This is a genomic window from Streptomyces sp. NBC_00385 (assembly GCF_035917155.1).
Classification (GTDB): Bacteria; Actinomycetota; Actinomycetes; order Streptomycetales; family Streptomycetaceae; genus Streptomyces; species Streptomyces poriferorum.
Map to the genome: position 1 here is coordinate 2,989,948 of NZ_CP107951.1, position 23,993 is coordinate 3,013,940.

Here is a 23,993-nt window from a genome sequence, read left to right on the forward strand (position 1 = left end):
GCGCACATCTGTCCTGCGCGGCCCCTCGCCTTCTGAATCAGTCAAGGAAAATCGTGCCCAAAAGAAATCCGCGTACCTCGTGGACGATCGGCCTGCTCGCGACCTCTGTGGCCGCCTGCCTGCTCTCCTCCGCCCCCGCGGTCGCGATCAGTGGCGACACGGTCAAGACGGGTGACTACGCCTTCACCGTCAAGCTCGACATCGCGAACGGCGAGCGCAGCTGCTCGGGAGCGCTGGTGGACCCGGTGTGGGTCCTGACAGCCGCCAGCTGTTTCGCCGACGGGACCGGCCAGATTCCATCCGGATACGTGCCGGACGGAATAACGGTCACTGCGGGTGGGCCGCCGACCCTGCCCACCACGGTCACGGCCGACAAACTCGTTCCCCACCCGGACCGTGACCTGGTCATGGTCCGCCTGGACTCGGTGTTTCCCTTCGACATCGACCCCGCGTTTCAGGTCGCCCCGATCGCGGTCGCCTCCACCCCTGTGACGGCTGGTGAGGACATCCGGGTCACCGGCTACGGACGTACGAAGACGCAATGGGTGACGGACGCCGCTCACACCGCCACGCCGACCCTCACAGCCGTCGACGAGACCACCCTCTCCCTGAGCGGCACGGCACCGGAGACCGCGGGCATCTGCAAGGGCGACGCCGGTGGCCCCACCTTCCGCATGAAGGCGGACGGCACACCGGAGCTGGTGGGCATTCACTCCCGGTCCTGGGGGGCCGGCTGCTACAACTCCGACGAAACCCGTGACGGTGCCGTAGACACCCGCGTCGACAACGTCGACTCCTGGATACGGCAGACCCGCCTGACCAACGTGACCCATTTGACCACCAAGACCGTCACCTCCGCCGACTTCAACGGTGACGGCCGCACCGATGTCGCCGTAGTGCTGACCAACGGCACCCTGCACGCGTTCTACACCGGCCCCGACGGGACCCTCGAATACGGCCGGCCCCTGTGGAAGGACGGGAGTTGGGGCACCTTCTCCAGGATCATCGGGGGTGATTTCAACGGTGACGGCCATGGCGATGTGGCCGCGATGTCGAGCGACGGTCAGTTCTACCTCTACCCCGGCTCCGCGAGCGGTTACCTCGGCGCCCGAATCCCGATGTGGAAGGACACCAGCTGGAAGACCGTGCGGCACATCGCCCGCTACAAGGCCGACGCCTCGGGGCGCGACGGCCTGGTCTCCGTCTGGGAGGACGGTTCGCTGTACGCCTACACCACCGGTGCCAACGGCGCTCTCACCGGTAGCAAGCGGGCGGTATGGCCCGACAGTACGTGGGGCGCCAAGACACTCTTCGCCACCGCGGACTTCAACGCCGACGGCAGGGACGACATCGCGGCGGTCAATGCCACCGGAAGGCTCGACCTGTATGCCGGCAACGCGAGCGGTTCCTTCGCCCCGGCCCGGCAGATGTGGCACGACAACAGCTGGAAGGGCATGGAAGCCATCGCCGGTGGTGACTTCGACGGTGACGGCAAGGGCGACCTGGTCGCCTACTGGTACCTGACGGGCCCGGTCATGTTCCCCAAGCACAACTTCAGCCTGTATCGGGGGGACGGCACCGGCGCCCTCGCTCCCGGCACCACTCTGTGGCCCGCGGGGTCCTGAGTCCTCGCCCCGCAGGTGACCCGCGTACCCGCCCGGACCGGCGACAGTCGGTCCGGGCGGTACGGTCGCGTAGAACCAGATGGATGCGCGCCTGGATGATGCGGTGGCTGTACGCTCCCGCCGACGATCAGATGGATGCGCTCGCTCCAAGGCGTTGCCGTGCTCAAGTCGCGGTGCCACCGCATGGCTTGGCCCGCCTGGCAGGGCGGCGGAACGCCGCGGTCTTGAGCCGGGTGTACTGGGCGTCGGCGGAGGCCCCTGTCCGGCCGGGGCGCGAAGGAGGGGAGCTCGCCGCTCTGCCGGCAACCTCTCGCTGAGCCAGGACCACGCCACGGTGGGCCGTCACGTCGGCCGCCGGGCGCCCCGGCCGTTAAGGTTCGCGATCCGCGGACCACCTCACCGTCGACCGCGCTCACTCGTCGCGCCTGCTCCTCATCCGCCTCCGGCTCGGCGTGGGGCAACGTTCCGGCCCGCAGATGCGCGCTGATCGCATGTCCTGTGCGGCCATGCCCCTACGGCGGCATCCGACCGGCACACGCGCCCGCACCGATGGATCGACCCTTCGCGTGAGCGAACGAACCGAGATGCGCAGCTCCCCCTCGTTCCCCCGCAGGGCCAGGCTTCGCGACGGCCTCCCCGCCGTTTCGCGACGCCCTTCGCGACGGTCTCACCAACGCCATCACGACGCTCTTTGCGACCGGTCGCTGCCAGAGGTCTTGACAACTCGATTGGTCTGGACCAGTTTTATCGCCCAGCGGTGGCCACCGTTCCTCGATTCCACACCCCAGCACTCTCTGTGCCGCACCCCCGGCATCCCGTGTCGCTTCCCCGCCATCCCCGACTCCCCCACGGAGGCAGCAAGTGGAACGTTCCCCCGCCACCAGCCACAGAAGACGTCACACCCGCCCGCTCCTCGGTTCCGCCATGGCCGTCGTCGCCGCCGGCGCGCTGACCCTCACCGGTCTCGTCAGCAGCGCCGAGGCCGCCGACGTCAACGTCGCCAAGAACGCCGGGTTCGAGTCCGGCCTCGCCGGCTGGACCTGCTCCGGCGGTTCCGGCGCCACCGTCTCCTCCCCCGTGCACGGCGGTACCGCGGCCCTCAAGGCGACCCCGGCCGGCCAGGACAACGCCAAGTGCACGCAGACCGTCGCCGTGAAGCCGAACTCGACGTACGCCCTCAGCTCCTGGGTCCAGGGCGGGTACGCCTACCTGGGCGCGAGCGGAACGGGCACCACCGACGTATCGACCTGGACCCCCGGCTCCAGCAGCTGGACCCAGCTCTCCACCAGCTTCAAGACCGGACCCAGCCCCACCTCCGTCACCGTGTACACGCACGGCTGGTACGGGCAGGCGGCCTATGTCGTCGACGACGTCTCGGTCAGCGGGCCCGACGGCGGCGGTGGTACCGACCCGGGTCCGACGATCCCCGCGGCCCCCGCCGGTCTCGCCGTCGGCACGGCCACACCCTCCTCCCTCGCCCTGTCCTGGAACGCGGTGTCCGGCGCGACCGGCTACACCGTCTACAGGGACGGCGCCAAGGCCACCACCGCCACCGGGACCTCGGCGACGATCACGGGGCTGGCGGCCGACACGGCGTACCAGTTCTCCGTGACCGCGACCAACGCGGCCGGCGAGTCCGTGAAGTCCGCCACCGTCAGCGGCCGCACGGCCAAGTCCGGCGGCGGCGAGCCCAACCCCGGGACCTCCGTGCCCAAGCACGCGGTCACCGGCTACTGGCAGAACTTCAACAACGGCGCGACCGTGCAGAAGCTCAGCGACGTACCCGCGAACTACGACATCATCGCGGTCTCCTTCGCCGACGCCACGACCACGCCCGGCGCCGTGACCTTCAACCTGGACTCGGCGGGCCTGAACGGCTACACCGTCGACCAGTTCAAGGCCGACATCAAGGCGAAGCAGACGGCCGGCAAGAACGTCATCATCTCGGTCGGCGGTGAGAAGGGGTCCGTCTCGGTCAACAGCGACGCCTCCGCCACCAACTTCGCCAACTCGCTCTACTCCCTCATCCAGGAGTACGGCTTCAACGGCGTCGACATCGACCTGGAGAACGGCCTCAACTCCACCTACATGACGAAGGCGTTGCGCTCACTGTCGCAGAAGGCGGGCTCCGGCCTCGTCATCACGATGGCTCCGCAGACCATCGACATGCAGTCCACCTCGGGTGAGTACTTCAAGACGGCGCTGAACATCAAGGACATCCTGACCGTCGTCAACATGCAGTACTACAACAGCGGTTCGATGCTCGGCTGCGACGGCAAGGTCTACTCGCAGGGCTCGGTGGACTTCCTCACCGCGCTGGCGTGCATCCAGCTGGAGGGCGGCCTCGACCCGTCGCAGGTCGGCCTCGGTGTCCCCGCCTCCACCAGGGGCGCGGGCAGCGGATACGTGGCCCCCTCGGTCGTGAACGCGGCCCTGGACTGCCTCGCGAAGGGCACCGGCTGCGGTTCCTTCAAGCCGTCGAGGACCTACCCGGGCCTGCGCGGCGCGATGACCTGGTCGACCAACTGGGACGCCACGTCGGGCAACGCCTGGTCGAACGCGGTCGGCCCGCACGTCCACGGCCTTCCGTAACTCCCGTCTGAACAGCCCCTGTTGCGCCTGACGCATCACTGACCAGCAGCGCCGCCGCTCCCCCGGTGGCGCTGCTGCATGTGCGGGGTCCGACCGGCGTCCCGGGCATGTACCGGACCCGCAACAGAGTGTCAGGGAGTTGCCGCATTCCATGGCTGTTCGGGCAGCCTCGTGGCACGGTTGGGGGGCTCGGTGGGGGTGCGACAGGGGGAGTGACATGGCCGGGGCGCGGGTTCAGGCGCTGGGAGGGGACGATCCGGCGACGCTCGGACCGTACCGGCTGATCGGACGGCTCGCGTCCGGCGGCATGGGGCGGATCTATCTCGCCCGCGGCGGCGATCGGGGCGAGCGGGGTCTCGTCGCCGTGAAGACGCTGCTGGCCGAGGGCAACGTCAGCGATGTCGACCGGCGGCGCTTCGCGCGCGAGGTGGCGGTCGCGCAACGGGTGGCCAGCGCCTACACGGCGCGGGTGCGCGACGCCGACCCGGCGGCGGAGCGGCCGTGGATGGCCATCGACTACATAGCCGCACCCCCGCTCTCCGAACTGGTACGCAGCTGCGGGGTGTTGCCCGCTTCGGCCGTACGGTGGATCGCCGCCGGCACGGCGGAGGCCCTGGTCACGCTGCACGGGGTGGGCATCGTCCACCGCGATGTGAAGCCGCAGAACGTGCTGCTGCCGCTGGACGGCCCCCGGGTCATCGACTTCGGCATCTCGCACGCCAGCGACCTCACGCTCACCGGGCTCACCCTCGGCACGATCGCGTTCACCTCGCCCGAGCAGGCGCGCGGCGAGGAGTCCACCGCCGCGTCCGACGTCTACTCGCTCGGCGCGACCCTGTTCCTGCTCGCCACCGGGCGGCCGCCCTACGCCGCCGACGGCGACACCCTGCGGCTGCTGGCCCGTGTCCAGCGCGGCGAACTCGACCTCGCCGGACTGCCGAAGGAGCTCGTCGCGACGATCCGGCCCTGTCTGTCGGTCGACCCGGAGCGACGCCCCGAGCCCGCCGACCTGCTCGCCCGCTTCCGCGCGGCCCAGGCCCATCTGCCGGCCTCCCACAGCGGCACCCGGTGGCTGCCGCCGCGGTGGACGGCGCTGATCGGGGCGTACGCGGCCCAGGGCCTGGCACTCGCGAACGACCACCGGACGAACAGGACGGATCACACAGGTCACACGGGTCAGGCGGGTCAGGCGGGGAGGGCGAGCCGGACGAGGCCGCCGACGGTGAACCCGGCGGCCCCGACACTCGTCCAGCGCACGAACGCGGTGCCGCCCCCTCCCCCGACCCTGGTCTACCCGCCGGAGCGCCGGGCCCGCGCGGCCCGCGACCGTGACCGCCGCGAGCGGACCCGGCGGGAGATGGCGGCCCTCGCGGAACTGGCGGAGCGGCAGCGCGCGGAGCAGGCCGAGCAGGAGCGCGCCGAACGGGAGCGTGTCGAGGCGGCGCGCCTGGAGGCCGAGCGGCAGGTGGCGCAGCGCGCGGAGGCCGAGCGCGCCCGCCGCGAACGGGAGCGCGCGGCGCAGGAACACGCGCGTGCCGAGCAGGAGCGTGCGCGGAGGCTGGCCGAACGGGAACGGGTCCAGCGCGAGCAGGCGGCGCGGGAGCAGTCCGAGCGGGAGCGTGCCGCACGGGAGGCGGCCGAGCGCGCGGCGAGGGAGCGGGCCGAGCAGGAGGCTGCCCGCCGGGCGGCCCGGGCCGCCCGGGCGCGCACGACCTCACCCAGCACCGCCCCGGCCGGGCCGCCCCGGCCGCCCGGTCCGACGACGCGTCCGACGCCTCCTCGGACCGGCTCCTCGGGGAACTCCTCCGCACTGGGCTGGCTGGCAGCCGTGGCCGTCGTCATCGCGCTGCTGGTCTGGCAGCCCTGGGAGACGACGGGCAACGGAAAGGGCGGCAGCGGCAGTTCGTCCAGCTCGGGCAGCAGCGGCTCGGCATGGTCCGACAACGGCAGCGACACCCGTACGGACGACTCCGGCTCGGACACCGACACCGATTCCCACAGCGACAGCAGCTACGACTCCGACAGCGACAGCGACACAGCGGACGATCCGACGCCCACCCCCACGCCCACTCCCACGCCGACCCCCACCCCGGATGCCACCGACCGTGCCTTCGCCGCCGTGCACGCCGGCGACTGCCTCGACGTGTACAACGACGGACACGACGACATGAGCGCCAGCAGCCCGATCCGGGTGAGCTGCAGCGCCTCGAACGCGTACATGCGCGTCAACCGTGTCAGCACCCGGTCCGGTGGCTCCAGTTCCTGCGACACGGGTGCGGGCTTCACCTGGTGGAGCAGATCCGGTGACGACGGGGTCGACCGGACGCTCTGCCTCGACCGGGTCTACCAGGTGGGCCAGTGCTTCCCCGCGGACGTGAACGGGGCCACCAACGCCGACCTGACCGTGGTCTGGCGCTGCAACGCGTCGACCGTGCCCAAGGCCGGCCAGTCGATCCTGCGCATCACCGGGTTCTACCGGGCTCCGACGGCGGGCCAGAACTGGACCTGTCCGTCGGGGCGCGGTGAGAAGTTCTGGTACTGGCAGGTGAACAAGGGCCGGAGCATCATCTGCGCTTCGGCGGCCTGAACCCTGCCCGTACCGGCAGGGATACGAGTGCGGGCCCTGGGGTCTTTCGTTCGGACCCCGCGAGCCCGGCGTGATCCGGACGAGAGGTCCTAGATCACCAGGCTCAGCAGCGCCGCCACCACGAAGCCCGCGACCGACAGGACCGTCTCCAGGACCGTCCAGGACTTCAGGGTGTCGCGCTCGGAGATGCCGAAGTACTTCGACACCATCCAGAAGCCGCCGTCGTTGACGTGCGAGGCGATGATCGAACCGGCCGAGATCGCCATGATGATCAGCGCCAGGTGCGGCTGTGAGAAGTCCTGGTCCTCGACGAGCGGGACCACGATGCCGGCGGTGGTGACGATGGCGACCGTCGCCGATCCCTGGGCGATGCGCAGGACCGCCGAGATGAGCCAGGCGAGCAGGATGACGGGCAGGCCGACATCGTTGAACGTGTCGGCGAGCGCGTCCGCGATGCCGCTGGCCTTGAGCACGGCGCCGAAGATGCCGCCCGCGCCGACGACGAGCAGGATGTTGCCGACCGGCTTGAGGGACGAGGTCGACACGGACTCCAGGAACTTGCGGGACCAGCCGCGCCGGATGCCGAGCAGGTAGTAGGCGAGCAGCAGCGCGATCGTCAGGGCGACGAACGGGTTACCGAAGAACTCGATGACCGAGCGGGGCGTCGAGGGGTCGAGCGCGATGGAGGAGAACGTCGCGGCGAGGATCAGCACGAGCGGGGTGCCGATGATCGCGAGGACGGTGGAGAGCGCGACGGGGGCCTCGTGCGGGGTGACCCCGGCGGCCCGCTGCTCAGCCACGACGGCGGCCTTCGCCTCCTCGGCGGCCTCGACCATGTCCTGCGGGACCTCGACGAAGATCCGCTTGCCGATCCAGGCGGCGTAGCCCCAGGCGGCCAGGACGGACGGGATGCCGACGACGGCGCCCATCAGGATGACCCAGCCCAGGGAGACGTGGAAGAGGCCGGCGGCGGCGACCGGGCCGGGGTGCGGCGGCAGGAACGCGTGCGTCATGGACAGGCCCGCGAGGAGCGGCATCGCGTAGAGGAGGATCGACTTGCCGGAGCGCTTGGCTGCCGCGTACACGATCGGTGCGAGGACGAAGATGCCGACGTCGAAGAAGACCGGGATACCGAAGATCAGACCGGTCAGGCCCATGGCGAGCGGGGCGCGCTTCTCACCGAAGAGGTTCAGCAGACGGGCGCTCAACACCTCTGCTCCGCCGGAGACTTCGAGGATCGCGCCGAGCATCGTACCGAGGCCGATGATGATCGCGACATGGCCGAGGATGCCGCCCATGCCGGACTCGATGACGGAGACGGCGGCGGACTTCTGCACCGTGCCGAAGAGCTCGGTGACGGAGAGCCCTGCGCCCAGGCCGACGGCTATGGAGACGGCGAGCAGGGCGACGAACGGCTGGAGCCTGACCTTGATGATCAGGAAGAGGAGGAGCGCGATGCCGAGGACGGCGACGGTCAGCAGACCGGCCGTCCCGTCTATGAGGAGGAGGAGTCCACCGGTGTGGGGTGGCGTCTCGACCGGTGGGGGGCTGGCGGCGAGCTGCATGGGTAACTCCGTTGTCGTCCATGGGGATGGGTGGGTAGGGGGGAGCGCGACAGGGCGCCCCGGTGGGGCGGGGCGCCGTGCCGTGCGTGGTGCGGTGGTGCGGGTGCGGCAAGGGGATCAGGCTCAGCCGAGGACCGCGAGGGCGTCGATCTCGATGAGCAGCCCCTTGGGCAGGCCGACGTAGACCGTCGTGCGGGCGGCGGGGGCCTCCTTGAGGTTCTGCTCGCCGAAGTAGGTGTTGTAGATCTCGTTCATCTCCGCGAAGTGGTCCACGTCCGTGAGGTAGACGCGCATCATCATCACGTCGTCCCAGCTCGCGCCGCCCTCCTCCAGGATCGCCTTGACGTTGGCGAAGGTCTGGAGGGTCTGCTCGCGCAGGGTGGGACCGGCCGGGGTGGGGGCCTGGCCCTCGACGGCGGGCAGGAAGCCGACCTGGCCGGCGACCTGGAGGATGTTCCCCTTCCGCACACCGTGCGAGAACTTCGCGGGCGGGGCGGTGTGGGTGCTCGGGGTGAGCGGGGTCTTCACGGTCTTGTCGGTGCTGTCGGTCATCGCTGATCAGACTTTCTTGGGTCGGTTGGTGCCGGAGTACTCCCGGCTGATGGTGTCGGCGGTGCGACGGACCAGGGGGAGCAGGGTGAGGAGTTCCTCGGCCGTGACGACCACGTTCGGTGCGGAGACCGACATCGCGGCGACGACGCGCCCGTCGGCGCCGCGAATGGGGGCGCCGACGCAGTTGATGGACTCCTCGTGGCCGCCGAGGTCGGTGGCCCATCCCTGTTCGCGCACGGTGGCGAGTTCCTTGAGGAAGGCGCCGGGGCCGGGGGTCGAACGGGACGTGTACATGGGGTAGTCGAGCTTCTCCGCGAGGGAGCGCCGCTCGGTCTCGGAGAGGTCGGCGAGCAGGAGTTTGGCCACGGCGGCGACGGTGATCGCGACGGGCTTGCCGATGCGGGAGTACATCCGGACCGGGTAGCGGCTCTCGACCTTGTCGATGTAGAGGACCTCGTTCTCCTCGTACACGGCGAGGTGGACGGTGTGGCCGCAGTTCGCGTTGAGCTCGACGAGGTGCGCGTGGGCGATCTCCCGTACGTCGAGGTTCTCGACGGCCTCCTGGGCGAGCGCGAAGAGCCGAGCGCCGAGGCGGTAGCGCTGGTCCTGCTGGCGGTAGACGAGCCCGTGCTCATGAAGCGTACGGAGGAGGCGCAGGGCCGTGGACTTGTGGACGCCGAGCCGCTCGGCGACCTGTCCGAGGTCGGCGGGTCCCTGGGCGAGCAGCGGCAGGATGCTCAGCGCCCGGTCGACGGTCTGACTCATGCGCGTGCCTCGCGGCCCTCGGCCCGGCCTTCGCCGGTGACGCCCCTCTTGTCGAATCGCTCGCTGCGCTCGCTCATGTCGTACGTACCTCCGTGTCGTCCCCCGTCCACCCGGGGCCGAGACGCAGTCTCCCCCAGTCGGTGTCGTCGAGGGCCACGAGGCGGTCCGCCCGGTCGCGGGCGGGCGGGTCGGTGAGGTCGCCGGGGACGGTGAGGACGGCGGCGGCCATCAGGTGCCCGTGCCGGGCCCGGTCGCGGACGGGCAGCCCGCGCAGGGTGGCGGAGAGGAACCCGGCGGCGAAGGCGTCACCGGCCCCGACGGGGGCGACGACGTCGACGCGGAGGGCGGGGACGTCGGTGACGGTGCCGGCCGGGTCCGGCCCTGCGGAGAACACCGTCGCGCCCTCCGAGCCCCGCTTCACGACCAGCACCGCCGGTTCCGGCAGCGCCTCGCGGATCGCGGCGGCGCCCTTCAGCCCCCACGCCTCCTCCGCCTCGTCCTCGCCGACGAAGACGAGGTCGGCGCGGCGGGCCAGGTCCAGCAGGACGCCGGGGGACGCGTCGGCGTCGCGCCAGAGGCCCGGGCGGTGGTTGACGTCGAAGGAGACGAGCGGGCGCCCGGGGCGCGGGGCCGTCAGTTCGTGCAGCAGGGCCAGGCAGTCGGCGGAGAGCGCTGCCGTGATGCCGGAAAGGTGCAGGACCCGGCCGGTGAGCAGCGCCTCGTACGTGACGTTCGCGGGCGACATGGCCGAGGCCGCGGACCCGGCCCGGTAGTACGCCACCTCGTGGACGTCGGTGCCGCGGTCCGTCGCCGTACGGAAGTAGATGCCCGTGGGCCGGTCCGGGTCGCGCCGCACGGCGGAGGTGTCGACTCCGTACGCGGAGATCGCGTCGACGAGGTGGTCGCCGAAGCCGTCCGCGCCGACCCGGCTCACCCAGGCCGCGCGGTGCCCGGCCCCGGCGAGGGCGCAGGCCACGTTGGACTCGGCGCCGCCGATGCCGCGGCCGAAGGAGGGGACGTCGGCGAGGCGCCCGGGCCGTGAGGGGAGGAACGTCACCATGGACTCGCCGAGGCACACGACATCGGTGGCCGTTTCGGCATCGGTCCTGGCCGGGGTTCCGGACACTCGGGGCTCCTCGGGATCGGGCGGGCGGCGCCGGGTCTCACCATTGACCGGGCGTCGGCTCGGATGTTAGACAGCCCTGAGCGATATACGCAATGGGTGTTGCATATGTTGCAACGCTGATCGTCACCTACCGCATGACTTCGATCGAGGAGGCACCCCCATGGCCGACGAACGCCCCGTCGCCGGACTCGCCGGCCTGACCGGACTCGCCGACGAGCGGGTCGACCACCGGTTCAAGGCGCTCCCGCCCGACGCGGAAGGCCTGACCGTCGGCGACCTGGCCGCCGAGCGGCGCAACCTCTTCACCGGCGGGTTCACCACCCCGGTGCTCGCCCTGTCGGCCGAGTCCGTCGCACACAACCTCGCGCTCCTGGAGACGTACGCGGAGCGCCACGGCCTCGCCTTCGCGCCGCACGGCAAGACCTCGATGTCCCCGCAGTTGTTCGCCCGCCAGCTGGAGCACGGCGCGTGGGGCATCACCGCGGCGGTCCCGCACCAGGCGCGCGTCTACCGGGCGTTCGGGATCCAGCGGATCTTCCTCGCCAACGAGCTCGTCGACGCGGCGGCGCTGGCCTGGCTCGCGGGCGAACTGAACGCCGACCCGGAGTTCCGCTTCATCTGTTACGTCGACTCGGCGCGCGGCGTCGAGCTGATGGACCGGGCCCTGAGCGAGGCCGGCGCCTCCCGCCCCGTGGACGTCGTCGTGGAGCTCGGCGCGGGCGACGGCGCCCGCACCGGTGCCCGTACCGAGGCCGACTGCGCCGCCGTCGCCGACGCGGTGGCCGACGCGGGGACGCTGCGTCTGGTGGGCGTGGCCGGTTACGAGGGCGAGGTGCCGGACGCGACCGGCGAGCGCGTCCGGGCCTGGCTGCGACGGCTCGTCGCGCTCGCCGCGGACTTCGACGCGGCGGGGCGGTTCGCCGCCGTGGACGCCGGTGAGCCGATCGTGATCAGTGCGGGCGGCAGCGCGTGGTTCGACGCGGTCGCGGACGTGTTCGCCGATATCCCCGAACTCTCCTCCCCCGTACTGAAGCTGCTCCGCTCGGGGGCGTACGTCTCGCACGACGACGGGCACTACCGCCACCTCACCCCCTTCAACCGGGTCCCCGAGGAGGGCGCGCTGGAGCCCGCCTTCCGGCTCTGGGCCCAGGTCGTGTCGCGCCCCACCGGCGAGCAGGCGTTCCTGAACGCGGGCAAGCGGGACGCCGCCTACGACCTCGACCTGCCCCAGGCGCAGGTCGTGCGGTCCGGGCGCGACGGCTCGCTGCGGGAGGCGACGGGGATCGAGGTCACCGGCCTGTCGGACCAGCACGCGTGGGTGCGGACGGACGGGGCGGCCGAGCTGGAGGTCGGGGACTGGGTGGGGATGGGGCTCTCGCACCCCTGCACGAGCTTCGACAAGTGGCAGCTGATCCCGCTCGTAGCGGCGGACGGGACGGTCACGGACTACATCCGCACCTTCTTCTGAGCCCCACCGATGAGCGCGGGCCGGGGCAGTCCCCCGGCCGGCCCTGAAAGGCACACCCCCCATGGACCTGGTCATCCGCGACGCCCGCGTCATCGACGGCACCGCCACCCCCTCCTACCGCGCCGATGTGGCCCTCTCCGACGGCCGTATCGCGGAGATCCACCGCGAGGGATCCCCCGGCCCCCGCCCCACCGCGGCCCGCACCCTGGACGCCGACGGTCTCGCCCTCTCCCCCGGCTTCGTCGACATGCACGCCCACAGCGACCTCGCGCTGCTGCGCGACCCCGACCACAGCGCGAAGGCGGCGCAGGGCGTCACCCTCGAAGTGCTCGGCCAGGACGGCCTGTCGTACGCCCCCGTCGACGACCGCACCCTCGCCGAGGTCCGCCGCTCCATCACCGGCTGGAACGGCGACGGGAGTGACATCGACTTCGACTGGCGCACCGTCGGCGAGTACCTCGACCGGCTCGACGGCAACTTCGGCGGCCGGGGCATCGCGGTGAACGCCGCCTATCTGATCCCGCAGGGCACCGTCCGGATGTACGCGGTCGGCTGGGACGACCGGCCCGCCACCGACGCCGAGCTGACCCGGATGAGGCAGCTCGTCGCCCAGGGCATGTCGGAGGGAGCCGTCGGCATGTCATCGGGCCTCACCTACACCCCCGGCATGTACGCGGACGACGCCGAACTCACCGCCCTGTGCCGGGTGGTGGCCGAGCACGGCGGCTACTACTGCCCGCACCACCGCTCGTACGGCGCCGGAGCTCTGGAGGCGTACGAGGAGATGGTGCGGCTCACCCGCGCCGCGGGCTGCTCCCTCCACCTCGCCCACGCCACCATGAACTTCGGTGTGAACGAGGGCCGCGCCCCTGAGCTGCTCGCCCTGCTCGACGGCGCGGTCGACGCGGGCGCCGACATCTCCCTGGACACCTACCCGTACACCCCGGGCTGTACCACCCTGGTCGCCATGCTGCCCAGCTGGGCGAGCGAGGGCGGCCCCGAGTCGATTCTGACGCGGCTGGCCGACGACACCACGGCGGCGAGGATCCGCCATGACCTGGAGGTCGTGGGATCGGACGGCTGCCACGGGGTACCGATGGAGTGGGACACCATCGAGATCTCCGGCGTCAGCGTGCCGGACCTCGCCGCGTACGTCGGCCGTACGGTGGCCGAGTCCGCGCGTCTGCGGGGCGAGGAGCCCTGGGTGACCGCGCGGCGGCTGCTCGTGGACGACCGGCTGGGGACGACGATCCTCCAGCACGTGGGCCACGAGGAGAACGTCCGGCAGATCATGCGCCACCGCGTCCACACCGGCGGCAGCGACGGCATCCTCCAGGGCGACAAGCCGCACCCCCGGGCGTACGGCACGTTCCCGCAGTATCTCGGCCGGTACGTGAGGGAGTTGGGCATCCTCTCCCTGGAGGAGTGCGTCGCCCATCTCACCTCGCGCCCGGCGGCCCGGCTGCGGCTGGCCGACCGCGGGTACGTACGCGAGGGCTACCGCGCCGACCTGGTGCTCTTCGACCCGGCGACGGTGGCGGCGGGCTCGACGTTCGAGGAACCCCGCACCCTGCCGGCCGGCATTCCGCACGTACTGATCGACGGCCGTTTCGTCATCGAGGACGGGAAGCGGACACAGGTGCTGGCCGGCCGCTCGGTACGGTCCGGCAGCACGGCGACTGCCGGGGCCCGGTAGTTTCCCGTCTCGCGGCCGGGGCAACCGGCTGGACATGAATATCTCTGCGACAGCCCGGAGAAGTCACGGAAAGGCAAGACGGGCGGGTGACAGTTCGGCCGTCGAGGCAGGCGGCCGGGCGGGATTCGTCGCCCGCGGAGTGATCTATGTCCTGGTCGGCGTCCTCGCGCTGCGTATCGCGTTCGGCGGGGGCGGGAGCGGCGAGAAGCAGGCGGACCGCGGTGGGGCGCTCGCGGAGATCGCGCAGAAGCCCTTCGGTTCGGTCCTGCTGTGGGTCCTGGGGGTCGCCCTGGCCGGCATGGCCCTGTGGCGGCTGTCCGAGGCGGCGTTCGGGGCCGCGGGCCCGGACGGGCGCAAGGCGACCAAGCGCCTGGCCTCGGCGGGACGCGCCGTCTTCTACGCCTTCGTGTCGTACTCGGTCCTGATGTTCGCGGCGGGCGACCGGGGCAGCGGCAGCGGTTCCGGCGACTCGCAGTCGAAGGACGTCACGGCGGAGGTGCTCGGGATGTCGGGCGGGCGCTGGCTGGTGGGGGCGGCCGGCGCGGTCATCGCCGGCGCCGGCCTGTGGATTGCCGGCCGGGCGGCACTCCGTAAGTTCCACAAGCATCTGCGGATGGGCGAGATGTCGCCCGCGGAGCGGCGCGCCGTGGACATCACCGGGGTCTTCGGCGGTGTGTCGCGAGGGCTCGTCTTCGCGGTCGCGGGCGGCTTCGCCGTGGCCGCGGCGGTGAAGGCCCGCTCGGGCGAGGCCAAGGGGATGGACGACACCCTGCGGTCCTTCGCCACGACCCCGGCCGGTCCCTGGCTGCTGGCCCTGATCGCCGTGGGCCTGATGGCGTTCGGCCTGTTCTCCTGGGCGAACGCCCGCCGGCGCAGGATCTGACCCCGGGCCGGTGGGCAGGGGCGGGAGGACGAACCGCCCCGCCCCTGCCCACCGTCCGCGTCACGGCTTGGGGAGCGCACACCCTTCACGGTCGAGGTCGAAGACGTTGCCGGTGCCGATGCACGGCACGATGCCGTAGGTCTCCTGGGCGTAGTTGATGCCCTCGCGGACCGTCACCTGCCCGTTCTCGTCGACCTCGCACGGGTTGTTGTCCGTGCACTCCTGCCCGTCCTCGTTACCGGTGTTGTTGACGGCGACGACCTTGCCGGTGGCGTTGTCGATCACCGGCGAGCCGGACGTACCGCCGATGGTCTGGCAGGCGGAGGTGTAGCGGACCGAGTCCTTCCAGGTCCACTCCCCCTCCTTGAGGCGGTAGACGAACCCGTCGACGTTGCAGCTGTACGTGCGCTTCCAGTACCCGGACACGACGGTGATCGCGGTGCCCTGCACCGGGTGCGCCGTGTTGAGCTCCAGCGCCTTGATGCCGTAGGTGCTCTCGATCTGGGCGTACGTGGAGGTGAGTTGGTACACCGAGATGTCGGTGTCCGTCATCGTCCCGTACGCGATCTTGCTCGCCCGGACGGTTCCGACGCCGCTGCCCGAGGCGTTGAGCAGGGTGAAGCTGCGGGTGGACGGCTGGTTGAACACGACCTCGCCCGGGCCCGGGAATCCGGACTCCATGCAGTGCCCGTTGGAGAGCACGAGCGCGGGGTCGCCCGCCTGGGATCCGGGCGTGCGCACGACCGATCCCGAGCAGTTGCTGAGCGCCACGGTCCCGGCGAAGTTGACGGCCTTGGGCCTGACCTTCGCCCGGACGGCCGCGTGGCCGGATGACGCCGCGTCCGCCGCGGTGCGGCTCGCGGCGGCCGATGCCGCCTTGACCGTGCTGGGCACTGCCGCGTCGTGGCTTGTGGCCGCTGCCGCGGGCGCGGTGCCGGCTCCGAGGAGCAGCACCGCGAAGAGCGCACCGACGAGAGGCTTTTTCATGTGGGGGTCCCCTCAAGTGACCTGCGCAGAGCGTGGGAAGCCTCTGCGACCGAAGTTCTTCCGGTTTTGACATGCGCATGGTGGCGCACTGAGGGGAGCCCCACAAGGGGCGAATTCAGGTCACCAGACCCTGCCGGTAGGCGTAGACGACTGCCTGGACGCGGTCGCGGAGCCCGAGTTTGGCGAGGATGCGTGACACGAAGGTCTTGACGGTCTCCGGACTGATCAGGAGGGTCACCGCGATCTCGCTGTTGGAGAAGCCGTCCGCGATGAGGCGCAGGACCTCCAGTTCGCGCGGGGTCAGCGGAACGTCGTCCGGGGTGCCGCCGGTCGGCCGGATCCGGGCGGCGTACCGGCCCACGAGCCGGCGTGTCACCTCCGGGTCCAGCAGGGCGGCGCCCGACTGCACGGTGCGGATTCCGTGCAGCAGGTGGGCCGGCGGCGCGTCCTTGAGCAGAAAGCCGCTCGCCCCGGCGCGCAGTGCCTCGTAGACGTACTCGTCCAGGTTGAAGGTGGTCACCACGAGCACCTTGGCGGGATGCGGCACCCCGGCACCGGCCAGCAGCCGGGTGGCCTCGATGCCGTCGAGCACGGGCATCCGGATGTCCATCACCACGACGTCCGGGCGCAGCCGGCCGGCCAGCTCGACCGCGGTCCGCCCGTCCCCGCACTCGCCCGCCACTTCGAGGTCGGGCTGGGCGTCGATGATCGTGGCCAGCCCGGTGCGGACCAGGATCTGGTCGTCGCAGACCAGGACCCGGATCGGCGCGCTCATGCGGAGCTCCCCGCGGGTATGCGGGCCCGTACGACGAAGCCGCCGCCCGTCCGCGGGCCGGCGCTGAACTCGCCGCCCAGGAGGTCGACCCGCTCGCGCAGGCCGGCGAGGCCCCGCCCGCTGCCGCCCGGGACCCGGGCCCGCGCGCCCGGACCGTCGGTGCTGACCTCCACGGATATCTCCCTTTCGCTGTGCCGCACATGGACCGAAGTGAGGCTTCCCTGAGCGTATTTGAGGGCGTTCGTCAGTGACTCCTGCACGACCCGGTACGCCACGAGGTCGGCGCTTCCCGTCGACTCCGCCGGGGTGCCCTCCTCGGTGAACTCCACGGTCTGCCCGGCCCGGCGGGTCTGTTCCACCAGCGGGAGCAGCCGGCCGACGGTCGGTTTTCTGGCCTCGGCGCTGTGATCGGGGTTGAGGAGGTCCAGCAGATGCCGCAGGTCGGTGATGGCCCGCCGGCCGGTGTCGGTGACGGTGGCCAGGGTCTGGTCGAGGCGTTCGGGCGCGGCGGTCAGATAGCGGGCCGCCTCGGCCTGTACGACCATCGCCGTGACGTGATGGGTCACGACGTCGTGGAGCTCCCGGGCGATGCGGGTGCGCTCGGCGGCGCGCGTGTCCTCGGCGACGCGGCTGCGGCGTTCGGCCTCCGCCCTGCGGGTGGATCGCAGCCAGGCCCCGGCACCCCAGGCGAAGGCCAGCATCAGGTAGAACGTCACGAACTCGATGGGCGGTTCGCCCGGCCCGAACCTGAGGAGCACGAGCGACAGCGGTACGTACGCCGCGGAGAGCAGAAGCACGACGGCCCGCCGGTGCCGTTCCAGATACGATCCCGCACTCAGCAGGGCGATGGGCAGCGCGGCGCCCGCGACCAGGTGGTAGCCGCGGACCTGGTCCGCGGCGAAGCCGAGTGACACCAGCGCGACACAGACCACCGGCCACCGGCGCCGCACGGCGAGCGGGAGGCATTCGAGGGCCAGGACCACTACGGCCGGACCGTCGAAGGAGTGCGTCGGCATCCCGCCGAACTGCGTCCCGCGGCTGTGGAGCACCGGCACGAGCGACGCCACGAGGAAAAGCAGCCCGAGCGGGAGATCGCGCAGGGCGACGTCGAGCCGGCGCCACTGCTCGGGAAGGCGCCAAGGACTGGTCACCGGGGAACTGTAGTGGTGTTCCCGCTCCGGACGGCCCGCCGGCGACGGGGGACCACATGGCCGCGCCGGTGGGCCAGCCACATGAACGCGGCGGTCATCACCATGCCGAACACCACCGAGTACACGCTGCCTTCGGGACCGAAGGCGCCGCCGGTGATCAGTTTCGGGCCCGAGGTCACGGCGTCCAGCAGCCCCTGCTGGGTGTCGTTGCCCGAGACCTCCGTACTGAAGATGCCGGACGCGGCGAAGTTCCACCCGAAGTGCACACCGATGGGCAGCCACAACGTGCGGGTGGCCGCGTACGCGGCGGCGAGCATGCCGCCGGCCTCGATCGCGATGGCGACGGCGCCCCAGAGGTCGGCATCCGGGTTGAACAGGTGTGCCAGGCCGAACAGCGCACCCGTCAGCGCCAACGCGATCCAGGTGCCCGCGCGCTCCTCGACGAGCCGGAACAGCACGCCGCGGAACAGCAGTTCCTCCGTCACGGCGGCGGCGGCCATGAAGCCGATCAGTCCGATCGCACCCGGTACGGTGCCCAGTCCGTCGACCTCGTAGTGGCCGAGGAGGGCGATGTTCGCGATGACGGCCCCGAACAGCGCGACGCCGATCAGCACGCCACGGCCGACACCCGCCCCCGCGCCCTCCCGGGACAGCTCGGTGACCGGGCGGCGCTCGGTCCGGCCCACCACCCACCGGTAGACGGGTACGGCGAGCACCGCCGTCAGAAGGCCGAGAACCAGCGTGAGCCACGGATTTCCGTCCACCGCGGCAACGCACTGACCGCCGATCATCGCGACCGCGGCGACGGCGCCAAGCTGCCATACCACTCTCATGAGAACTCCTCAGGGGACCCGCGGACGGTGCGCCGCGGCTTCGCTTCGACGCTACGGATCCGGGGCACGGGAGTCGTCACCGCACGGTGGACACCTGCGTGTAGCTCGCACGGGGGACGGCCTGCGGCCCGGGGCGCGGCCAACACCACCCGAACCGCAGGCCGTTCGGCCGACGTCACCGGCACCGGGCCCCTCAGGCCGCCGTGACCCGCTCCACCGGAATCCACAGCTGCGCGTCCGCCCGCGCCCCGTCGGGCGAGACGTGCACACGCAGGATCTCCGGCCCGGGACGGCTGCGGTACGGATTGGACGGGAACCACTCCGTGAAGACGTCGCGCCACAGGTACTGGAGCGCCTGAGGGAAGGCGCCCGAGCTGTCGAAGACGGCCCAGGTGCCCGCCGCCACGGGAAGCGCGTCCATGTCCTCGGGGACGGGCGCCGAGCTCACCACCCCGTGGTAGTAGTCCAGTTCGGTGCCCTCCGCCCGGCTGTCGGCGAGATCGTCGCTGACCTGGACGATGCCCTCCGGCTCCTGGTCGGACAGGCTCTTGATGCGTTCCACGGTCTCCTTGGCGAGGCTCCGGATGAAGGTGGCGATGGCCGGATTCACCCCCTCGTGCACCAGCGGGACGCGTGCCTTCCTGCCCACCACACGGAACTCCTCCTTCTCCACGATCCGGTATCGCATGCTGCTGGTCCCTTCGACGACGAGGCGGAAGGACATCCGGGGCTGGGACCGCAGCGCGGCTCCGGTACGCCTGGCCTCACCCGGACCGACACCGTGCACGGCCCGGAACGCCCGGGCGAACGCCTCACCCGAGGCGTAGCCGTACCGCACCGCGACATCCAGCAGCGTCCGGTCCCCGGCCAGCACCTCGGCGCCCGCGACCGTGAGCCGCCTGCGCCGGATGTACTCCGACAGCGGTATCCCGGCGAGCGCGGAGAACATCCGCCGCAGGTGGTACTCCGAGGTCATCGCGATCCTGGCCGCCTCGGCGACGTCGATGTGGCCGTCGAGGCGGTGCTCGACGTACTCCATGGCCTCGTTCAGCCGCTCCAGCACCCGGGCCTCCTTCCTTTGACGTCCACCACGCTAGGAAAGGACCACCCTGCCCCACCCGACATCCTGTGCCCGGTCCTGTCGGGTGCGTCGGCGGGGCGGGTCCGCCGGGGCGCCGAAGCGTGCCAGACAGTGCCAGACCCTCTTCAGGGACTGGAGGTCGTGGCGGCCGGTGCGGGCCGCGTCACCGATGATCCGCGGGTCGAGAACGCCGTCCTGGGCGATGGCCGCCCCGAGGACGACGAACTCCTCGCCCCGGTAGTCGCCGTGCCGGCGCAGCTCCTCGACGGTCAGCCGGAATCCGGCGTGCCATTCGGTACGGAACGGCAGGGCGCGGGCCGCCGCCTCCACCGGGGTGCCCCGGTAGCAGGGGTCGAGAACGAGAGCCTCGACGTGCCGGTCGAGCAGGACCGGGCCGTGGATCTGGGCCTCGACGTAGTCGTCCAGCGCGTCCCGGTCATCGGACTCGGCCAGTTCGATCAGGTGCATCCCGGCCGCGACGCCGAAGTCGGTCGGCTCGGCGGCACTGTCCGGGTAGCAGAAGGTGGTGCGCGGCAGGGCCTCGGCGGTGAGCCTGAGGTGCGCCGAGCCGAATCTGGGTGCTGCCCCGACGCCGGAGCCCCGGAAGTTCAACGCCCCGTAAACCGGGCGCTGTTCGCCCGGCACCCCGTCGTAGGCGCCGTTGAAGATCCGGCTCTCCCAGCGCCACCGGTCGCCGCCCGGATGAGCCGTGAGGCCACCGTTGCTGGTGCCCGTCACGAACTGCGAGCGGTAGACGCCGTCCCGCGCCAGCGCGTCCAGAACCGGCCGTCCCGCCGTCTCACGGTCGGGGTGGAGGTTCAGCGTCAGCCGCAGAGCGGTGTCGAGCGGCCTTCCCGACGACAGGGAGGCGACATGGCTCACGGCCCGCGCCCGTGGAGACGGGGCCGGGCCGGTGCGCGGCATCAGGACCCCGTGGACCGGCGGTGCGCCTTCGCCGTCTTGAGTACGTCGTAGCCGACGAAGTCGAACATCCGCTGCCCAGCGCGCAGTTCGCCTTCCTCGCCCGTCCCGCCCGTGAAGCGGTGCGCGCCGACGCCGAAGCCCGCGTCCGGCTCCGACAGCCACAGCCGCTCGAAGCCGCGCCCCTCGAACCAGTCGCAGACCAGCGGCACCCGGTCGGGTGCGTGGCGGTTACGCGTCCAGACGACCGTGCCGCCGGTCCGGCACAACCGGGTGCAGGTGTCGACGGTGCGCTCGATGTCGGCGTCGACGACATTGCCGAACACGCCGCAGAGCAGCACGAGATCGGCCGGTGCCAGGTCGAGGTAGTGGTCGGTGAGGGAGGCGTCGCCCGTCACCACCTCCACCTGCGACAGACCTGCCCGGTCGGCCGACTCCCGTGCGTATGACGCGTTTCCGGGGTCGAGTTCCACCAGCCGGGCCCGGACGTCGTCGCGCCGGGGGTGGTTCGCCAGCACCTCGACGAGGTCGCGCCCCTGACCTGCGCACACGCTGACCGCCCGCAGCGGGCCGGGCGGCGCGGTGTCCAGGGCGTACTGGATCCGGTCCTGGACGGCGCGCAGCCGCCGTGCCAGCCATGAATCGGGGGAATCGTACGCGTCGTGCCACACCTGCCAGTCCATGGCCGGGACCCTACGACGGGGGCGTCCGGCCCGTCATGCGAGTTACAGGGAGCGGTTGTCAGACCAGGCTGCAAGACTTCCGTCATGACCGATGCAGTGCAGGGCCCCGCGAGCTATTTCCCGTCGATCGAGCAGAAGTACGGCCGTCCGGTCGCGGAGTGGAAGGAGCTCATCCGCGCCTCGCCGCTGACCAAGCACATGGAGATCGTGGGCTGGCTCAAGTCCGAGCACGGGATGGGGCACGGCCATGCCAACGCCCTGGTCGCCCACACCCTCGCCGAGGACAAGGACAAGTAGACGCGGCCTACGGGACCAGGACCTGAGGACCAGGACGTCCCGGCTTCAGAAGGAGGCGTCCGGCCGCCCCGGCTGCGTACCGTCGGAGCATGACTTCCGACCACGCCCCCGCTCTCGATCTCGACGCCTACCTCGCGCGCATCGGCTGGAGCGGGGAGCGCGGGCCCACCCTCGCCGTGCTGCGCTCCGTGCACCGTGCGCACGCGCTGAACATCCCGTTCGAGAACCTGGACCCCGTCCTCGGTACCGTGCCCTCGCTCGCGCTCGCCGACCTGGAGGCGAAGCTCGTACACAGTGAGCGCGGCGGCTACTGCTACGAGCAGAACACACTGCTCGCCGCCGCCCTGAGGGCCCTCGGCTTCGAGGTCACGTTGCTGTGCGCCCGCGTCCTGCTGGGCGCCGGCCCCGGTGACGTCCGGCCGCGGACGCACATGCTGATGCGGGTCGGGGTGCCGGGTGAGGCGACGCCCTATCTCGCCGATGTCGGCTTCGGGGCCGCGGGCTCGCTGCTGGAGCCGATCCCCCTGGTCGCCGGAGCCGAGCTGTACGACACCCCGCGCCACCACCGGCTCGTCCGCACCCCGCACGACGGGCCGCTGGAGCTGTGGGAGCTCCGGACGGAGACGGCCGAAGGGGCGTGGCAGGGGCAGTACGCCTTCACGGTGGAGCCGTTCGAGGCGCCTGACTTCGAGGTCATCAACTGGCACATCGCGACCAACCCGCGCTCCCCCTTCGAGCACCTGCTGTACGTGCAGCGCACCACTCCCGAAGCCCACCTGTCGCTCACCGGCCGCACGCTCGTGGTGACCGCCGCCGACGGCAGGCGTGAGGAGCGGGAGCTGGCCGGCACCGCGGAGGCGGTGCGCGTCCTCGCGGACACGTTCGGGATCCGGTTGCCGGAGGGCGCCCGGCTGCCGGAGTGACCCGGGCGGCGGAGACCGACCGCGGCGCGCCGTGGCGCATGTCACCCGGCCCGGTCCGTCACGTCCCCGTTCCACCCCATTCCAAGCCCCGGCCCGGCCCGCGCCCGGGGTTCCACGGCCCGCGGGCGCGGGCACATGGCGATGGAAGCCGGGGCGGCGGGTGGACGGACCCGGGTGGGTCAATGGGCGGGGAAAGGCCGGGCAGCCCGCGAAACACAGTCGTAAGCTCGCAGACATGCAGGTCATCCAGTCCACGAAGCTCGCCAACGTCTGTTACGAAATCCGGGGCCCCGTGCTCGAAGAGGCGATGCGGCTGGAAGCAGCAGGTCACCGCATCCTCAAGCTGAACACCGGCAACCCCGCCGCGTTCGGTTTCGAGTGCCCGCCCGAGATCCTCGAAGACATCCTGCGCAACCTGTCCGGGGCGCACGGCTACGGCGACGCGAAGGGGCTGCTGTCCGCGCGGCGCGCGGTGATGCAGCACTACCAGACCAAGGGGATCGACCTCGACGTCGAGGACGTCTATCTGGGCAACGGCGTCTCCGAGCTGATCCAGATGTCGATGCAGGCGCTGCTCGACGACGGCGACGAGGTGCTCGTACCGGCACCGGACTATCCGCTGTGGACCGCGTCCGTCTCGCTGGCGGGCGGCACGGCCGTGCACTACCGGTGCGACGAGCAGTCGGACTGGATGCCGGACCTGGCCGACATCGAACGGAAGATCACCGACCGCACCAAGGCGATGGTGATCATCAATCCGAACAACCCGACGGGCGCCGTCTACGACGACGAGATGCTGCGCGGGCTGACGGAGATCGCCCGGCGGCACAATCTGGTGGTCTGCTCCGACGAGATCTACGACCGGATCCTGTACGACGGCGCGACGCACACGCCGACGGCGGCGATCGCGCCCGATCTGATGGTGCTCACCTTCAACGGGCTGTCCAAGAACTACCGCGTGGCCGGTTACCGCTCCGGCTGGATGGCGGTGTGCGGGCCGAAGGCGCACGCCTCCTCGTACATCGAGGGGCTGACGATCCTGGCCAACATGCGGCTGTGCGCCAACATGCCCTCGCAGCACGCCGTGGCCACCGCGCTCGGCGGCCGGCAGTCGATCAACGAACTGGTGCTGCCGGGCGGCCGGATCCTGGAGCAGCGGGACGTGGCGTACGACCTGCTGACGCAGATTCCGGGCGTGACCTGCGTAAAGCCGAAGGGGGCTCTGTATCTCTTCCCCCGGCTCGACCCCAAGGTCTACAAGATCAAGGACGACCGGCAGATGGTCCTCGACCTGCTGCGGGCCGAGAAGATCATGGTGGTACAGGGGACGGGGTTCAACTGGCCCGATCCGGATCACTTCCGGGTCGTGACGCTGCCGTCGACGAAGGACCTGACGGACGCGATCGGCCGGATCGCCCGCTTCCTGGACGGATACGGGCAGGTGTGACCCGCGAACAGTCAATCGAACATGGACAACTTTAGA

General features: G+C 71.2%; 20 protein-coding genes. 9 read left to right on the forward strand and 11 right to left on the reverse strand.

Translation table 11 applies throughout. The features are described from left to right. Nucleotides 1–53 precede the first annotated feature (53 nt). The 3 genes from OG959_RS13015 (at nucleotide 54) to OG959_RS13025 (ending at nucleotide 6,804) form a co-directional block, all read left to right on the forward strand. Complete coding sequence (locus OG959_RS13015) at nucleotides 54–1,625, forward strand: trypsin-like serine protease (RefSeq protein ID WP_326658334.1); 1,572 nt, start codon at nucleotides 54–56, stop codon at nucleotides 1,623–1,625. Nucleotides 1,626–2,549: 924 nt separating this feature from the next. Further along, entirely contained in the window at nucleotides 2,550–4,217 is a 1,668-nt protein-coding gene (locus OG959_RS13020; RefSeq protein WP_442805737.1) for a chitinase, read from the forward strand. 217 nt (nucleotides 4,218–4,434) lie between these two features. Continuing rightward, the gene (locus OG959_RS13025; protein WP_326658336.1) at nucleotides 4,435–6,804 is read left to right on the forward strand and encodes a serine/threonine-protein kinase; all 2,370 of its coding nucleotides are present in this window, start codon (nucleotides 4,435–4,437) and stop codon (nucleotides 6,802–6,804) included. Between the two features lie 89 nt (nucleotides 6,805–6,893). On the opposite strand, the gene OG959_RS13030 is transcribed toward OG959_RS13025, so the two are convergent. From OG959_RS13030 to OG959_RS13045, 4 genes are all read right to left on the reverse strand, one after another. Beyond that, nucleotides 6,894–8,369 (reverse strand): GntP family permease, encoded by a 1,476-nt coding sequence (locus tag OG959_RS13030; RefSeq protein ID WP_326658338.1) that lies wholly within the window; start codon nucleotides 8,367–8,369, stop codon nucleotides 6,894–6,896. A gap of 123 nt (nucleotides 8,370–8,492) precedes the next feature. Beyond that, on the reverse strand, nucleotides 8,493–8,921 hold the full coding sequence (locus OG959_RS13035) for a RidA family protein (RefSeq protein ID WP_326658339.1): 429 nt from the start codon (nucleotides 8,919–8,921) through the stop codon (nucleotides 8,493–8,495). A 6-nt stretch (nucleotides 8,922–8,927) separates the two neighbouring features. Next, the gene (locus OG959_RS13040; protein WP_326658340.1) at nucleotides 8,928–9,686 is read right to left on the reverse strand and encodes an IclR family transcriptional regulator; all 759 of its coding nucleotides are present in this window, start codon (nucleotides 9,684–9,686) and stop codon (nucleotides 8,928–8,930) included. 73 nt (nucleotides 9,687–9,759) lie between these two features. After that, nucleotides 9,760–10,812, reverse strand: a complete 1,053-nt coding sequence (locus OG959_RS13045; protein ID WP_326658341.1) for a sugar kinase — start codon at nucleotides 10,810–10,812, stop codon at nucleotides 9,760–9,762. A 160-nt stretch (nucleotides 10,813–10,972) separates the two neighbouring features. On the opposite strand from OG959_RS13045, the gene OG959_RS13050 reads away from it, so the two are divergent. The 3 genes from OG959_RS13050 (at nucleotide 10,973) to OG959_RS13060 (ending at nucleotide 14,859) form a co-directional block, all read left to right on the forward strand. Next, nucleotides 10,973–12,280 carry an alanine racemase gene (locus tag OG959_RS13050; protein WP_326658342.1) on the forward strand — a complete coding sequence of 436 codons (1,308 nt, stop codon included), beginning with the start codon at nucleotides 10,973–10,975 and terminating at the stop codon, nucleotides 12,278–12,280. A 61-nt stretch (nucleotides 12,281–12,341) separates the two neighbouring features. Beyond that, nucleotides 12,342–13,976 (forward strand): N-acyl-D-amino-acid deacylase family protein, encoded by a 1,635-nt coding sequence (locus tag OG959_RS13055; RefSeq protein WP_326658343.1) that lies wholly within the window; start codon nucleotides 12,342–12,344, stop codon nucleotides 13,974–13,976. A gap of 34 nt (nucleotides 13,977–14,010) precedes the next feature. Next, entirely contained in the window at nucleotides 14,011–14,859 is an 849-nt protein-coding gene (locus OG959_RS13060; RefSeq protein WP_326658344.1) for a DUF1206 domain-containing protein, read from the forward strand. A gap of 60 nt (nucleotides 14,860–14,919) precedes the next feature. Here the strand turns inward: OG959_RS13060 and OG959_RS13065 are convergent, their stop codons facing one another. The 7 genes from OG959_RS13065 to OG959_RS13095 form a co-directional block, all read right to left on the reverse strand. Next, nucleotides 14,920–15,846 (reverse strand): S1 family peptidase, encoded by a 927-nt coding sequence (locus OG959_RS13065; RefSeq protein WP_326658345.1) that lies wholly within the window; start codon nucleotides 15,844–15,846, stop codon nucleotides 14,920–14,922. Nucleotides 15,847–15,961: 115 nt separating this feature from the next. Beyond that, a complete protein-coding gene (locus OG959_RS13070; RefSeq protein ID WP_326658346.1) occupies nucleotides 15,962–16,621 on the reverse strand; it encodes a response regulator transcription factor in 660 nt (219 codons plus the stop codon). Further along, nucleotides 16,618–17,772, reverse strand: a complete 1,155-nt coding sequence (locus OG959_RS13075; RefSeq protein WP_326658347.1) for a sensor histidine kinase — start codon at nucleotides 17,770–17,772, stop codon at nucleotides 16,618–16,620. Before OG959_RS13075 ends, OG959_RS13070 begins: the two co-directional genes overlap by 4 nt. After that, a complete protein-coding gene (locus tag OG959_RS13080) occupies nucleotides 17,769–18,605 on the reverse strand; it encodes a CPBP family intramembrane glutamic endopeptidase (protein ID WP_326658348.1) in 837 nt (278 codons plus the stop codon). The genes OG959_RS13075 and OG959_RS13080 overlap by 4 nt, the downstream gene beginning before the upstream one ends. A 193-nt stretch (nucleotides 18,606–18,798) precedes the next feature. Beyond that, the gene (locus OG959_RS13085) at nucleotides 18,799–19,668 is read right to left on the reverse strand and encodes an AraC family transcriptional regulator (RefSeq protein WP_326658350.1); all 870 of its coding nucleotides are present in this window, start codon (nucleotides 19,666–19,668) and stop codon (nucleotides 18,799–18,801) included. Nucleotides 19,669–19,698: 30 nt separating this feature from the next. Further along, a complete protein-coding gene (locus tag OG959_RS13090) occupies nucleotides 19,699–20,610 on the reverse strand; it encodes a DUF3626 domain-containing protein (RefSeq protein ID WP_326658351.1) in 912 nt (303 codons plus the stop codon). Beyond that, nucleotides 20,610–21,290 (reverse strand): class I SAM-dependent methyltransferase, encoded by a 681-nt coding sequence (locus OG959_RS13095; protein ID WP_326658352.1) that lies wholly within the window; start codon nucleotides 21,288–21,290, stop codon nucleotides 20,610–20,612. Before OG959_RS13095 ends, OG959_RS13090 begins: the two co-directional genes overlap by 1 nt. 84 nt (nucleotides 21,291–21,374) lie before the next feature. On the opposite strand from OG959_RS13095, the gene OG959_RS13100 reads away from it, so the two are divergent. The 3 genes from OG959_RS13100 to OG959_RS13110 all read left to right on the forward strand — a co-directional run bounded on the left by OG959_RS13100 (nucleotide 21,375) and on the right by OG959_RS13110 (nucleotide 23,957). Then, complete coding sequence (locus tag OG959_RS13100; protein WP_326658353.1) at nucleotides 21,375–21,587, forward strand: DUF4287 domain-containing protein; 213 nt, start codon at nucleotides 21,375–21,377, stop codon at nucleotides 21,585–21,587. Between the two features lie 89 nt (nucleotides 21,588–21,676). Beyond that, nucleotides 21,677–22,510 carry an arylamine N-acetyltransferase family protein gene (locus OG959_RS13105; protein ID WP_326658354.1) on the forward strand — a complete coding sequence of 278 codons (834 nt, stop codon included), beginning with the start codon at nucleotides 21,677–21,679 and terminating at the stop codon, nucleotides 22,508–22,510. 235 nt (nucleotides 22,511–22,745) lie between these two features. Continuing rightward, the gene (locus OG959_RS13110) at nucleotides 22,746–23,957 is read left to right on the forward strand and encodes a pyridoxal phosphate-dependent aminotransferase (protein ID WP_326658355.1); all 1,212 of its coding nucleotides are present in this window, start codon (nucleotides 22,746–22,748) and stop codon (nucleotides 23,955–23,957) included. Nucleotides 23,958–23,993 lie beyond the last annotated feature (36 nt).

Coding starts and splice junctions, on each gene's coding strand:
- OG959_RS13020 (WP_442805737.1), top strand. CDS start 2,550: ATGGCCGTCGTCGCCGCCGGCGCGCTGACCCTCACCGGTCTCGTCAGC.
- OG959_RS13025 (WP_326658336.1), top strand. CDS start 4,435: ATGGCCGGGGCGCGGGTTCAGGCGCTGGGAGGGGACGATCCGGCGACG.
- OG959_RS13030 (WP_326658338.1), bottom strand. CDS start 8,369: ATGCAGCTCGCCGCCAGCCCCCCACCGGTCGAGACGCCACCCCACACC.
- OG959_RS13035 (WP_326658339.1), bottom strand. CDS start 8,921: ATGACCGACAGCACCGACAAGACCGTGAAGACCCCGCTCACCCCGAGC.
- OG959_RS13040 (WP_326658340.1), bottom strand. CDS start 9,686: ATGAGTCAGACCGTCGACCGGGCGCTGAGCATCCTGCCGCTGCTCGCC.
- OG959_RS13050 (WP_326658342.1), top strand. CDS start 10,973: ATGGCCGACGAACGCCCCGTCGCCGGACTCGCCGGCCTGACCGGACTC.
- OG959_RS13055 (WP_326658343.1), top strand. CDS start 12,342: ATGGACCTGGTCATCCGCGACGCCCGCGTCATCGACGGCACCGCCACC.
- OG959_RS13060 (WP_326658344.1), top strand. CDS start 14,011: ATGAATATCTCTGCGACAGCCCGGAGAAGTCACGGAAAGGCAAGACGG.
- OG959_RS13065 (WP_326658345.1), bottom strand. CDS start 15,846: ATGAAAAAGCCTCTCGTCGGTGCGCTCTTCGCGGTGCTGCTCCTCGGA.
- OG959_RS13070 (WP_326658346.1), bottom strand. CDS start 16,621: ATGAGCGCGCCGATCCGGGTCCTGGTCTGCGACGACCAGATCCTGGTC.
- OG959_RS13080 (WP_326658348.1), bottom strand. CDS start 18,605: ATGAGAGTGGTATGGCAGCTTGGCGCCGTCGCCGCGGTCGCGATGATC.
- OG959_RS13090 (WP_326658351.1), bottom strand. CDS start 20,610: ATGCCGCGCACCGGCCCGGCCCCGTCTCCACGGGCGCGGGCCGTGAGC.
- OG959_RS13095 (WP_326658352.1), bottom strand. CDS start 21,290: ATGGACTGGCAGGTGTGGCACGACGCGTACGATTCCCCCGATTCATGG.
- OG959_RS13100 (WP_326658353.1), top strand. CDS start 21,375: ATGACCGATGCAGTGCAGGGCCCCGCGAGCTATTTCCCGTCGATCGAG.
- OG959_RS13105 (WP_326658354.1), top strand. CDS start 21,677: ATGACTTCCGACCACGCCCCCGCTCTCGATCTCGACGCCTACCTCGCG.
- OG959_RS13110 (WP_326658355.1), top strand. CDS start 22,746: ATGCAGGTCATCCAGTCCACGAAGCTCGCCAACGTCTGTTACGAAATC.